The organism is Arthrobacter crystallopoietes BAB-32 (assembly GCF_000328305.2).
Taxonomy (GTDB): Bacteria; Actinomycetota; Actinomycetes; order Actinomycetales; family Micrococcaceae; genus Crystallibacter; species Crystallibacter crystallopoietes_A.
In genome coordinates, this window is sequence record NZ_ANPE02000153.1 from 1 (window position 1) to 12,682 (window position 12,682).

Genomic DNA, 12,682 nt, shown 5'->3' on the forward strand with positions numbered 1-12,682 from the left:
CTGGTCGCCAGCGGCGGCGGGGACCAGCAGGCGGGCGAGGCCGCCGGAGCGCCTGCCCGGCAACTGCTCAGTCCGGAAGAATCCCAGGCGCTCAGCGCCGCGAACCGGCTGCGCCGGCTGCTGACTCCGATGGAGCACCTGGGGACGGGCACCCAGTCGCTCGTCCTCGCCGCCGCGGCCCTGCTGCTGGCTGTGCCCACCGTCCTCCTGCTGGCCCCCGGACTCACCGCCTGAGGCACCAGGGCCTAAGCGTCGATACGTTCGCGGTCCAGCACGGCCGCTCCAGCGATGATGAACTCCTTCCGGGGCGCCACATCCGATCCCATCAGCAGGTCGAACGCGCGTTCTGCTGCCTCGGCGTCCTCGATTCCAACACGGCGCAGCGTGCGGTGCCGCGGCTCCATCGTGGTCTCGGCCAACTGGTCCGCGTCCATTTCACCAAGGCCCTTGTAGCGCTGGATCGGCTCCTTGTACTTGCGGCCGGAGGCTTCCAGGCTGGCCAGCAGCTGGTGCAGTTCCTTCTCCGAGTAGGTGTAGACAACTTCGTTGGCCTTCGCTCCCGGGTTGACCACCTCCACGCGGTGCAGCGGCGGCACCGCGGCGAAGACCCGCCCGGCCTCCACCATGGGACGCATGTAGCGGAAGAACAGCGTCAGCAGCAGCGTGCGGATGTGGGCGCCGTCCACATCCGCGTCCGTCATCAGGATGACCTTGCCGTAGCGGGCAGCCTCCAGCTGGAAGCCGCGGCCCGAACCGGCGCCCACAACCTGGATGAGCGCGGCGCACTCGGCGTTGGAAAGCATGTCGCCGATGGAGGCCTTCTGCACATTGAGGATCTTGCCCCGGATCGGCAGCAAGGCCTGGTGGTCCGAGGATCGCGCCAGCCGGGCGGTGCCCAGGGCGCTGTCGCCCTCGACGATGAAGAGCTCGGACTGGGCGACGTCGTTGGTGCGGCAGTCCAGCAGCTTTGCGGGCATGGTCGATGTCTCGAGCGCATTCTTGCGGCGCTGGGTTTCCTTGTGCATCCGCGCGGAGATGCGCGACTTCATCTCGCTGACGACCTTCTCCAGAAGGAGGGCCGACTGCGCCTTGTCCGCCCGTGCAGAAGAGTTCAGCTTGGCCGTGATCTCCTTCTCCACCACGCGCGCCACGATCGAGCGCACGGCGGACGTCCCCAGGATCTCCTTCGTCTGGCCCTCGAACTGCGGCTCGGCCAGGCGGACGGTCAGCACCGCGGTCAGACCGGCGAACACGTCGTCCTTCTCGATCTTGTCGTTTCCGGCCTTGAGCTTCCGCGCGTTGGCTTCGACCACCTTCCGGAAGGTCTTCAGCAGTGCCTGCTCGAAGCCGGCCTGATGCGTGCCGCCCTTCGGGGTCGCGATGATGTTGACGAAGCTGCGCACGGTCGAGTCGTAGCCCACGCCCCAGCGTAGTGCGATGTCGACCTCGCACTTGCGCTCCACTTCGGCGATCTTGCTGTGCCCGCGCTCGTCAAGCACGGGGACCGTTTCCTTGAAGGTGCCGGCACCGTGGACACGCCAGATATCGGTGACCGCCGTGTCGTTGGCGAGGTAATCCACAAACTCGCCGATGCCGCCGTCGTGCTGGAAAACCTCTTCCACCGGGCCGTTCTCCCCCGGCGTACCCGGCAGCCGGCGTTCATCGCGCAGCGTGACGCGCAGTCCGGGGACCAGGAACGACGTCTGGCGGACGCGTGCCTGCAGTTCCTCATAGGAGAACTTCGCGTCCGGGGTGAAAATCTGGCTGTCCGCCCAGTAGCGGATCCGGGTGCCGGTGACGCCGCGCTTGGCCTTGCCCACGACTTCGAGCGTTGAGCTCTCCAGGAACGGCTCGAACTTCGCCGTCGGGCTCAGGGTGCGTCCCGTATCGGAGAAGTGACCGGGCTCGCCGCGCCGGAAAGACATCTGGTACGTCTTGCCGCCGCGGTCCACCTGGACATCCAGCCGTGACGACAGCGCATTGACCACGCTCGCGCCAACGCCGTGCAGGCCGCCGGAGGCAGTATAGGAACCGCCTCCGAACTTTCCGCCCGCGTGCAGTTTGGTGAAGACAACCTCGACTCCGGTCAGCCCGGTCCGCGGCTCCACGTCCACCGGAATGCCGCGGCCGTCGTCATGGACCTCCACCGATCCGTCGGCGTGCAGGATCACGGTGATGCTCTGCCCGAAGCCGGCCAGCGCCTCGTCCACGGAGTTGTCGATGATCTCCCAGAGGCAGTGCATCAGGCCACGGGAGTCCGTGGAACCGATATACATACCTGGACGCTTGCGGACAGCCTCCAGTCCCTCGAGGACGGAGAGGTGCCGCGCGGTGTAGTCGGTGCTCGGTGGGGTCACTTAACCAAAACTCCTTGGCCATGCAGGTGGAACCGGAACAGCCTTGCTGCTCCATCATCGTGGTGCCGCCAAAAGGGCACCATCTCTAGGCTAGTCCCCCGCGCCCGCTGGTCCCGCACGCCGCACCGGAACACGGGCGCCGGCGGTGGCCACAGCAGCGTCGTTATGCGGAGGTGATACGCGGTCAGCGAACGTCTGGGGTGAACATGAAGAAATCCGCCCGGCTAGTGGTTGTATGGACATACGCATTTGTAAGGAGGTCGTCATGACAACAGCAGTAGCTACCCGAGAACTGACCGCAATGGACCGCTGCGACCGCTGCGGCGCCCAGGCCTACGTCCGTGTTGTGTTGGAGTCCTCCGGAGGGGAACTGCTTTTCTGCGGCCACCATGCACGCCAGCATGAGCCCCAGCTGCGCCCGATCGCGGCTGACTGGCAGGACGAGACGGACCGGCTGCACAGCAAGGCCGAGATGGCGGAGAACTAGTCCACCTGCGCGGCACCAGCCAGGGTCTGCTGCTGGTTGCCTCGAAGCCAATAACGACGGCGCCGGCCTCCTTTCGCAAGGAGACCGGCGCCGTCGTTTTGCCGTATCTGATCCTAGTCCAGGTAGTCCCGCAGGACCTGCGACCGGGACGGGTGGCGCAGCTTGGACATGGTCTTGGATTCAATCTGGCGGATCCGTTCGCGGGTCACGCCGTAAACCTTGCCGATTTCGTCTAAAGTCTTCGGCTGGCCATCGGTGAGGCCGAAGCGCATGGCCACCACGCCGGCTTCGCGCTCGGACAACGTGTCCAGCACCGAATGCAACTGTTCCTGCAGCAGGGTGAAGCTCACGGCGTCTGCGGGGACCACGGCTTCGGAGTCCTCAATCAGGTCGCCGAACTCGGAATCGCCGTCCTCGCCCAGCGGGGTGTGCAGCGAAATCGGCTCGCGGCCGTACTTCTGCACCTCGATGACCTTCTCGGGGGTCATGTCGAGTTCGAGGGCCAGCTCTTCGGGTGCCGGCTCGCGGCCCAGGTCCTGGAGCATCTGGCGCTGGACGCGGGCCAGCTTGTTGATGACCTCGACCATGTGCACGGGGATGCGGATGGTGCGGGCCTGGTCGGCCATGGCGCGGGTGATCGCCTGGCGGATCCACCACGTGGCATAAGTGGAGAACTTGAAGCCCTTGGTGTAATCGAACTTCTCGACCGCACGGATCAGGCCCAGGTTGCCTTCCTGGATGAGGTCGAGGAAGAGCATGCCGCGGCCCGTGTAGCGCTTGGCCAGAGACACGACCAGGCGCAGGTTGGCCTCCAGCAGGTGGTTCTTGGCACGCTTGCCGTCGTGGATGATCTGCTCAAGGTCACGGCGCATGCGGGTGTCCATCGAGCCATCGTCCTTGGCCAGCTTTTCTTCCGCGAAGAGGCCGGCCTCGATCCGCAGCGCCAGGTCGACTTCCTGCTCAGCGTTCAGCAGGGCGACCTTGCCGATCTGCTTCAGGTAGTCCTTGACCGGATCAGCCGTGGCGCCGGCCGAAACCACCTGCTGGGCAGGGGCATCGTCGTCATCGGCGTCGGAGTAGACGAATCCCGAACCGGTCTCGCCGGCTTTGGCGGCCTCGGCCGGCTCGGCCTCCTCCGCGAGCTCGGCTTCCTCCGGCATCTCCGGTTCAGCCTCGAGGTCCTCGTCCTCAAGCTCCGCCTCGTTCTGCACCTGGTCTTCATCGGCCTTGGTGGTCTTCTTGGCGCCGGCCGCCTTCTTGCCTGCTGCGGCGTTCGGCTTCCGCCCGCGGCGCTTGGGTGCGGCCGGACCGTCTGCGGCCGTCTTCGCCTTGGTGCCCTTGGCAGCCGACGGCGTCGTGGAGAGCGCAGCTGCCTCGTCGGGAGCTGCAGCAGTCTTCTTGTCAGGTGACACAGAGAACCTTTCATATCCGGTCTGCAGTGCTACCTGCGGGTAACACCACTATGACCCTGTCAAGTCCGTGATGCTTTTCAAACGCCGTCCACGGGTGCAGGGTCTCCTATGGAAACATGCACCGTCTTGGACGTATTCCCCGTCACGGCGAATACATTTGAAACACGGACCCGACCGGGTCTTGGCTCCCATTGTCTCACGATTTCGTACGCGAAGTGAACGCCCGGCGGCCACAGCAACGTTCGGAACAGCGCTCTAGGCCACCTGCCGCGGGGCCTCCGGCGAAGCGGCCGGCCGGGTCCGCAGCCAGGCCGGAAGTACGCCGTGCCCGAAATACTGCTCCAACAGGACGGCCAAACGGTAGCCGGGCGTTTCCGCGAGCACCACGGCCAAATGCTCGTGCGCCAGAGAACTGTGGCCCTGTGCCCATTCGAGCCAGGCGAGCATGGTTCCTGCCGCGGCTTTGGCCTCGCCCTCCGCCAGATAGTGCAGCCGCGCCAGCAGTTCTGCCGCCCGGATGATCCGCTCCCGGTGGACGGGTGCCGGGTACCGGCCCACGAGGATGTCAGTGAACGCAGCCTTGCAGGCTTCCACGTTGCGGCCGGCTGCAGGCAGGCACTCTCCGGCCGGCAGGACCGCGGCCAACTCCAGGGGGAAGGTGGCGGTTAGGTCAACCCTGCCGTGGGCGACGGCGCCGTGATAGGCCGTTGCGGAGTCCAGGCACGTGAGCACCAGGACCGCGTCCCGCACGTGGGGAGAGTCGAGACTGGCCGCCAGGAGTGCCAGCCGTTCGGCGTCCTGCCCCGTCCCGTTGCAGAGCGCCGTGTCCCAGCCGCCCAGGACGCGGGCGAAGACTTCGGCTGCCTCCCACTGGCCTCGCAGATTCGCCGCCAGGCGCTGTGCCGACGATCGGACGACCGGTCCGATGTCCGGCCTTGTGCGTGAACGGGCCCACGCCGCGGCTTCCTCCGCCGTGGGAGCCACACTGCTGCCGAGCATCATCAGTTCAAGATTGACGTGGCTCTCGGTGATCCGCGCCGACGGGTGGCCTTGGGGAGGACAACAGGGCGACGTGCGGCATTCAAGGCAGCGGAAAGAATTCGGCCCAACCACCCACGCTCCCCGGACGGGAGTGCCCGCACCCGCCAGGAGATCTTCCAGGAACACGGAGAGCGGCCAGTACTGGAACGACCCGGGATCACCTTGGTGGGGGGCGTCTGTATAGAGCACGATCAGCGAGCCATCGGCCTCCGCATCGGCTTGCAGGTACGAGGCCGCCGTCTCCGCGAAGGCAGCCAGCTGGGACTCGCTGTCCGTATCCGGCAGGTCCACACGGAGGGTGGCACCCAGATTCGGGCCCTTCATGGACAGCAGCACCAGGCTGTTGCGCGGCTGGAAGTTGAGCAGGTGCGGGACGTAGCTCAGGACGTCTTCGGACCGGAAGGCCCGGATGTTGGTCTTGTTCATGTCCACAACTCTTGACCGCAGACACTCCAGCCAACAGCGGCCGCGACGGGATTGTGGACAGCCCCCTTCGCCAGGCTGGCTGTGGAGGAGCAGAAGTCAGTGCTGCCCGGCGCCGGTATCTGCCCCGGAACCAGGGCTTCGCTTGCTGCGGCGCCGTTGCCGGCTCAGCTCCCGCTGGCGTGCCAGCGCCACACGAAGCGGAGGCACGACTGTGCCGCCTGCTGCCATTTGCCGGCGAACTTTGCGCCGGATCGCCAACATCGCCGTGCTTCCCCCGGCCAGGAAGAGGAATTGCAGTGCTCAGGGCGAGGCGGAAGGAATCAAGGGCGTACAGATCGGCGCCGGAGAACCCGGACACATAGAGGGCGTCGAGGATCAGGCCGATCCCGAACATCACCAGCAGCGCGGAAACGAAGCCGCCCACGTTGACGATCCCGGTCGCCGTCCCTGCGCGGCGTACCGGATTGAAGGTACGGGCGAAGTCGAAGGCAATCATGGATCCGGGACCTCCGATCGCAAGCACCACGATGAGCACCGCGAGCAACCACAACGGGGCACGTCCGGGGTAGGCCAGCACAGCGAGCCAAGCGCAGGCTGTGGCAGCGACGATCAGAAGTACCATCGACGATCGGCGCAGCGGATGGCGGGCGACCATGCGCCCCAGCCAGGGGCCGGACACGAGGGCCACCACCACGAAGAGCGACATCAGTGCGGAGGCCACTGCGGGCGGCTGGCCCTGGCCGGAAACCAGGAAGGGATAACCCCAAGTCAGCACGAAGACGTTGCCGGCGAACTGGACCGTGAAGTGGGACCACAAGCCAAGGCGGGTCCCGGGTTCCCGCCAGGCCTCGGACAATGACTGGCGGGTCTGGCGCAGGGTGGGCGGCAGCTCCCGCTCCATGCCAGCCGGAAAGTCGCGGATCACGGTCACGGCCAGCACGCAGGCCAGCACCGCCAGTGCGGCGATAGAGAGGAACGAAGCCGTCCACCCCTGCAGATTCAGCAGGGCAATAAAAGGGATGGTGCTGATCAGCTGTCCGAGCTGCCCGAGCTGCCCGGTCAGCTGCGTCAGCAGCGGGATGCGTTTGCCGCTGAACCACACCGGCAGCAGCCGCAGCACCGAGACGAAGGTCATTGCGTCGCCGGCGCCCACCAGCAGACGCCCCACAAGACCCTCGGGGATGCTCGAGGCGAAGGCCAGCTGGACTTGGCCCGCACACATCAGGGCGGCGCCGCCCGTGATCATGATCCGTGAACCGAACTTGTCCACCATCAGTCCCACCGGGATCTGCAGGCCCGCATAAATCAGCAGCTGCACCACGGTGAAGGCGGACAACGCCGCCGCCGTCGCATCGAACCGCTCGGTAGCGTGCAGACCGGCGACGCCGAAGGACGTCCGCTGCGTGATTGCGATCAGGTAGGCGAAGACACCTGTCCCCCAGACCCACCATGCCCGCCGCGTATCCACATGAGCATTATCGGCAGGTCGGGCGCGGGAACCCTAATCAGCTTTGGCTGCTGCCGCCGTTCGGCTCATCCTGGGACGTCGATTCCTCCGGCTGGGCCGGCAGTGCCGCCAGGAACGCTTCAACTTCGGAGCCAAGTTCCTCGGCATCCGGAAGCTCGTCGTTGTCCTTGGTGAGAAGCGACCGCCGGGTTTCGTGTCCGGCATACTCGTCATAGCGCTTTTCCAGCTTGGTCACCACGCGCTGGACCTCGGCAGAATCGCTGACCTGCTTGGCGATCTGGGCGCCAACGTCCAGCCCGGCAGCCCGCAGCCGGTCTGTGGGGAGCACCAGCGAGGATGCAGCACCAAGGTACTCCAGCGCGGCCACCGCGGCCTGCGGGTACTCGGCTTCGGCAAGGTAGTGCGGGACATGGATGGAATGCCCGGCCACGCGGAATCCGGCTTCGATGAGTCGCACCTCCAGCAGCGGGCCGATGCTTGCCTGCACCTGGGCCGTCGGCTTCCAGGAAGTAATGCCGTCGATCAGCTCCGGCTGGTTGCCATGGACAGTGACGCCGATCGGCCGCGTATGCGGGACCGGCATGGGCAAGGCCTGGACCCAAGTCACCAGCTTCACCTGTAATGCGTCGGCCAGGGCAATGACGGCACGGCAGAAGCGCTCCCACTGCAGGTCGGGCTCGGCGCCTGTGAGGAACAGGAACGGCTGGCCCATACCGTCTTGCAGCCGATGCAGTTCGATTTTCGGGCGTTCGTAATCCGTGAAGTGGTCGCCCACAAAGGAGATGACCGGGCGCTGGCTGCGGTAGTCGATCAGCTGGTCCACGTCGAAGGATGCCACGAGGTCACCGTCCAGCTGCTCGAGCAGTTCCGTCCCCAGCTGGGAGACCACGTGCCCGGCTTCCGCCGCGCCGGTAAAGCCCATCACCAGATTGAGCCCCCGCAGTTCGTCGGCGCCGTACAACTCCGCGTTCACCGAGAACAACGAGTGTGCATCCAGCATCTTTTCCTCCGTTCATGAGCGCGGATCCATCCGCCTATGCCCTGCTGCTCGACGTCCAGGGGACGGAGCAGGCCAACTACCCTTTGTACCAGCGCCGCCGGGCGGCAAATAATTCCGCGCCACCTGCCGGGTCGGCGCGGTCCAACGGGCTACGATCTGTGATGTAGCCGGTTGTTCCTGCCCGAGGGCCCGGCCCGCCGGTACTTTAGAGGCAAACTCGGGCGGCGGAGCAGCCACAAGCCGAGCCGTCACCGGAACCTTCGACAAGAACAGTGAGGACAGCTCTTCGTGATCAAGACCACCGAGCTCAAAATCAATGCCGCCAAAGATGCCCGGAAGCTCCGCTCTAATGCCTTGGTGGTCGCAGTCGGCCAGGGTGCCAACGGTCCCGAACTGATCGACGGCACGCTCGGCGGAAAATCCTTGCAGGCCCTGGCCGCTTCGCTGGGGATGCTGGGCGTCACGGGGGCCGCTGACGAGGTGCGCAGGCTTCCGGGCATTGATGAGTTCCATGCCGATGTCCTTGTCCTCGCCGGCATCGGACCCGTCACCGCGGGCATGCAGCCTTCGGAGGAGAGCCTGCGCCGCGCCGCCGGCTCCGCCGTCCGCCAGTTGCGGGGCATGGAGCATGTCGCCATCGCCTTCCCGGCCGCGTCCGTCGCGGCCGCCGCCGCCGTGGCGGAAGGTGCCGCGCTGGGTGCCTACGCCTACACCGAACACCGCACTGCCAATACCGGCCAGGACGTCGTCACCGCCGTCAGCGTGGTGACCCCGGCCGCGGGCGACAAGGCGCTGGGACCGGCCCTGGAACGGGCCCGGATCATCGGCCGGACCGTCAATGCCACCCGTGACTTGGTCAACCAGCCGCCTAGCCACCTGTATCCTGAAACGTTCGCCAGGACCGCGCAGGAACTGGCCAGGAACCTGCCGGTCAAACTGACTGTGCTCGACGAAGAGAAGCTCGCCAAGGACGGCTACGGCGGCCTCGTCGGCGTCGGCAAGGGTTCCTCGCGCCCGCCGCGGCTGGTCAAAGTGGAGTACTCCCCCGCCCGCGCCAAGGTCAAGCTGGCTCTTGTGGGCAAGGGCATCACCTTCGACTCCGGCGGGCTCTCGTTGAAGCCGGCCACGGGGATGACCACGATGAAATGCGACATGGCAGGCGCCGCCGTCGTACTTAATGCCCTGCTGGCCATCGCAGAACTTGGCCTGCCGATCAAGGTGACCGCCTGGCTTTGCCTCGCCGAAAACATGCCGTCCGGCCATGCCCAGCGGCCCTCCGACGTCATGACCATTTTCGGCGGCAAGACAGTCGAAGTGCTCAATACCGACGCCGAAGGCCGGCTGGTGATGGCGGACGGACTTGCCGCGGCCAGCGCCGAGGAACCGGATGCCCTGATCGACGTCGCCACGCTCACCGGCGCGCAAATGGTCGCCTTGGGCAGCCGCGTTTCCGCCGTGATGGGCGACGACGGGGTCCGCGACGCGGTCAAGGCTGCTGCGGACCGCGCCGGCGAACTGTTCTGGCCGATGCCGCTGCCGGAAGAACTGCGGCCGAGCCTCGACTCTCAGGTAGCCGACCTGGCGAATATGGGTGAGAAGTTCGGCGGGATGCTCACCGCAGCCATCTTCCTGCGCGAGTTCGTCGGCGAGGTCAACGGGCGGAAAATCCCGTGGGCCCACCTGGACATCGCGGGACCGGCCTTCAACGAAGGCTCCCCCTACGGCTACACCCCGAAGGAAGGCACCGGCGTCGCGGTGCGGACCCTGGTGGCGTACGCCGAAGATGTAGTGGCCCGGGCCGGCTGAACCGGCTGGCAGGAGACCGTTCCGGCCATCACAGCACCGGGTGAATCCCGGCACACCGGCCCCCGTTGAGCCTTCATCAAGTAGATGATGGAACATGGTGGGGCTAAGGTGAATCCCAAAACACCTAACATCACTTCACCCATACCAAACAGCAGGCGTGCGCAGGCACGTCCAAATCTCGAGGGAGCGTTCACGTGGCCGATTCGGCAACTGCGCAAGAATTCGACATCCTGGTCCTCGGCGGCGGCAGCGGCGGGTACGCTGCGGCGTTGCGCGCCGTGCAGCTGGGATTCACCGTCGGCCTGATCGAAAAGGGCAAGCTGGGAGGCACCTGCCTGCACAACGGCTGCATCCCGACCAAGGCCCTGCTGCATTCGGCCGAACTGGCCGACCATGCCCGCACATCCTCGAAGTACGGCGTCAACGTCACGCTGGACTCCATCGACATGAACGCTGTGAAGGCCTACAAGGACGGCATCGTCGCCGGCAAGTTCAAGGGCCTCAGCGGACTCATCAAGATGCGCGGCATCACCGTCATTGAGGGCGAGGGCAAGCTCACCGGCAAGGACACCATCGAGGTCAACGGCACGACCTACACCGGCAAGAACATCATCCTCGCCACCGGTTCCTACGCCAAGAGCCTGCCGGGCCTGGAGATCGGCGGCAAGGTCATCACCTCCGACCAGGCGCTGGAAATGACCGAGCTGCCGAAGAAGGCCGTCATCCTCGGCGGCGGCGTCATCGGCGTGGAGTTCGCTTCGGTCTGGAACTCCTTCGGCGTTGACGTCACGATCGTCGAGGGCCTGCCGTCGCTGGTGCCGAACGAGGATCCGGCGATCATCAAGAACCTCGAGCGTGCCTTCAAGAAGCGCGGCATCAAGTTCAACACCGGTGTCTTCTTCGAAAAGGTCGAGCAGAACAACGACGGCGTCGTGGTCACTTTGGCTGATGGCAAGACTTTCGATGCGGACCTGCTGCTGGTGGCGGTGGGCCGCGGGCCGGTCACCGCTGGCCTGGGCTTCGAGGACAACGGCCTCACGGTCGACCGCGGCTTCGTGATCACCGATGAGCGCTGCCACACCGGCGTCGGCAACATCTATGCCGTCGGCGACATCGTGCCCGGTGTCCAGCTGGCGCACCGCGGTTTCCAGCAGGGCATCTTCGTTGCCGAGGAGATCGCCGGCAACAACCCCGCCGTCGTCGAGGACATCAACATCCCCAAGGTCACCTTCTGCGAGCCGGAGATCGCCTCCGTGGGCCTCAACCAGCCGCAGGCGGAAGAGAAGTACGGCAAGGACAACGTCGAGACCGCCGAGTACAACCTCGCCGGCAACGGCAAGAGCTCGATCCTCGGCACCAGCGGCATCATCAAGATGGTCCGCCAGAAGGACGGCCCCATCGTCGGCATGCACATGATCGGCGGCCGCATCGGCGAGCAGATCGGTGAAGCACAGCTGATCGTCAGCTGGGAGGCCTACCCGGAGGACGTTGCAGCCCTCATCCACGCGCACCCGACGCAGAACGAAGCGCTCGGCGAGGCTGCCATGGCCTTGGCCGGCCGCCCGCTGCACGGCTGACCAAGCCGGCTTGCCTAGTGCATCCTGCCCCTGGGCCGGGTGCACTAGGCTCAATCACAGGACTTACCGGGCCAATCGCGCGCCTGGACAGAGACACAACGATTTAGGAGAACGGGGACGACATGTCTGAAACCGTTAACTTGCCCGCACTCGGTGAAAGCGTCACCGAGGGCACCGTCACCCGCTGGCTCAAGCAGGTCGGCGACCGGGTTGAGGTAGACGAACCCCTGCTCGAGGTTTCCACCGACAAGGTCGACACGGAGATTCCTTCGCCGGTCGCCGGCGTCATCGAGGAAATCCTCGTCGCTGAAGACGAGACCGCAGATGTCGGAGCGCCGCTGGTGCGCATTGGCGACGGCTCCGCCGCCGGCGCTGCCGAAGCCGCCCCGGCCGCCCCTGCCCAGGAAGAGGCTCCGCAGGAACAGCCCGCCCAGCAGGAAGCACCGGCCCAGCAGGAGGCGCCGGCTCCCGCCGCCGAAGCGAAGCCTGCCCCCGCAGGCGCCGGCGAAGGCACCGAGGTCAAGCTGCCGGCCCTGGGCGAAAGCGTCACCGAAGGAACCGTCACCCGCTGGCTGAAGCAGGTCGGCGATTCCGTCGAGGTCGATGAGCCGCTGCTGGAAGTTTCCACCGACAAGGTCGACACCGAGATCCCCTCCCCCGTAGCCGGCACCCTGCAGGAGATCCGGGTCAACGAAGACGAGACGGCCGAGGTCGGCTCCGTGCTGGCCGTCATCGGCTCCGGTGCCGCGGCTCCGGCCGAAGCAGCTCCGGCCCAGGCCGAACCGGTTGCCGCTGCACCGTCCGGCGACCGCCCGGCTCCGGTCGAGGAACCGCCTGCCCCGGCGCCTGCCAAGGCAGAGGCTCCGAAGCAGGAAGCCCCGGCCGCGGCAGCGCCCCAGGCTCCCGCAGCAGCCCAGGCACCGGCAGCTCCGGCAGCCGAGGGGTCCGCCGAGGCTGGCTATGTGACCCCGCTGGTCCGCAAGCTGGCCAACCAGCACAGCGTCGACCTGTCCTCGATCAAGGGCACCGGCGTCGGCGGACGCATCCGCAAGCAGGATGTGCTCTCCGCCGCGGAAGCCGCCAAGCCGGCGGCCGCTCCGGCAGCCGC

9 protein-coding genes and 2 pseudogenes are annotated in these 12,682 nt (G+C 66.3%); 6 read left to right on the top strand and 5 right to left on the bottom strand.

Going from position 1 to position 12,682, the window contains the following annotated elements:
* Positions 1 to 234, top strand: a pseudogene (locus D477_RS22705) (M56 family peptidase); the annotation flags it as partial.
* Between the two features lie 11 nt (positions 235 to 245).
* On the opposite strand, the gene D477_RS12485 reads toward D477_RS22705, so the two are convergent.
* Positions 246 to 2,357, bottom strand: a complete 2,112-nt coding sequence (locus D477_RS12485) for a DNA gyrase/topoisomerase IV subunit B (protein WP_005269692.1) — start codon at positions 2,355 to 2,357, stop codon at positions 246 to 248.
* Between the two features lie 265 nt (positions 2,358 to 2,622).
* Here D477_RS12485 and D477_RS12490 point away from each other — a divergent pair, with 265 nt between their 5' ends.
* Positions 2,623 to 2,844, top strand: a complete 222-nt coding sequence (locus D477_RS12490) for a DUF7455 domain-containing protein (RefSeq protein WP_005269693.1) — start codon at positions 2,623 to 2,625, stop codon at positions 2,842 to 2,844.
* Positions 2,845 to 2,957: 113 nt separating this feature from the next.
* Here the strand turns inward: D477_RS12490 and D477_RS12495 are convergent, their stop codons facing one another.
* From D477_RS12495 to D477_RS12510, 4 genes and pseudogenes are all read right to left on the bottom strand, one after another.
* Positions 2,958 to 4,256 carry an RNA polymerase sigma factor gene (locus tag D477_RS12495; RefSeq protein WP_005269695.1) on the bottom strand — a complete coding sequence of 433 codons (1,299 nt, stop codon included), beginning with the start codon at positions 4,254 to 4,256 and terminating at the stop codon, positions 2,958 to 2,960.
* Positions 4,257 to 4,511: 255 nt separating this feature from the next.
* Positions 4,512 to 5,723: a DUF4192 domain-containing protein gene (locus D477_RS12500; protein ID WP_005269697.1), complete on the bottom strand. Its 1,212-nt coding sequence runs from the start codon at positions 5,721 to 5,723 to the stop codon at positions 4,512 to 4,514.
* A 96-nt stretch (positions 5,724 to 5,819) separates the two neighbouring features.
* Positions 5,820 to 7,191, bottom strand: a pseudogene (locus D477_RS21855) (MFS transporter).
* Positions 7,192 to 7,228: 37 nt separating this feature from the next.
* Positions 7,229 to 8,191, bottom strand: a complete 963-nt coding sequence (locus D477_RS12510; protein ID WP_005269700.1) for a proteasome assembly chaperone family protein — start codon at positions 8,189 to 8,191, stop codon at positions 7,229 to 7,231.
* A gap of 14 nt (positions 8,192 to 8,205) precedes the next feature.
* Between D477_RS12510 and D477_RS22710 the strand changes: the two genes are divergently transcribed.
* The 4 genes from D477_RS22710 to D477_RS12525 all read left to right on the top strand — a co-directional run.
* Complete coding sequence (locus tag D477_RS22710; RefSeq protein ID WP_190273567.1) at positions 8,206 to 8,358, top strand: hypothetical protein; 153 nt, start codon at positions 8,206 to 8,208, stop codon at positions 8,356 to 8,358.
* 121 nt (positions 8,359 to 8,479) lie between these two features.
* Positions 8,480 to 9,997 (top strand): leucyl aminopeptidase, encoded by a 1,518-nt coding sequence (locus D477_RS12515; RefSeq protein WP_005269704.1) that lies wholly within the window; start codon positions 8,480 to 8,482, stop codon positions 9,995 to 9,997.
* Between the two features lie 194 nt (positions 9,998 to 10,191).
* Positions 10,192 to 11,574: a dihydrolipoyl dehydrogenase gene (gene lpdA / locus D477_RS12520; protein ID WP_005269712.1), complete on the top strand. Its 1,383-nt coding sequence runs from the start codon at positions 10,192 to 10,194 to the stop codon at positions 11,572 to 11,574.
* Positions 11,575 to 11,696: 122 nt separating this feature from the next.
* Positions 11,697 to 12,682: biotin/lipoyl-containing protein (locus D477_RS12525; RefSeq protein ID WP_005269714.1), on the top strand; the 986-nt coding region annotated here is incomplete at its 3' end.

What these genes read in the sequence shown, in the direction of transcription:
- D477_RS12490 (WP_005269693.1), top strand. Translation starts at nt 2,623, where the DNA reads ATGACAACAGCAGTAGCTACCCGAGAACTGACCGCAATGGACCGCTGC.
- D477_RS12500 (WP_005269697.1), bottom strand. Translation starts at nt 5,723, where the DNA reads ATGAACAAGACCAACATCCGGGCCTTCCGGTCCGAAGACGTCCTGAGC.
- D477_RS12510 (WP_005269700.1), bottom strand. Translation starts at nt 8,191, where the DNA reads ATGCTGGATGCACACTCGTTGTTCTCGGTGAACGCGGAGTTGTACGGC.
- D477_RS22710 (WP_190273567.1), top strand. Translation starts at nt 8,206, where the DNA reads ATGAGCGCGGATCCATCCGCCTATGCCCTGCTGCTCGACGTCCAGGGG.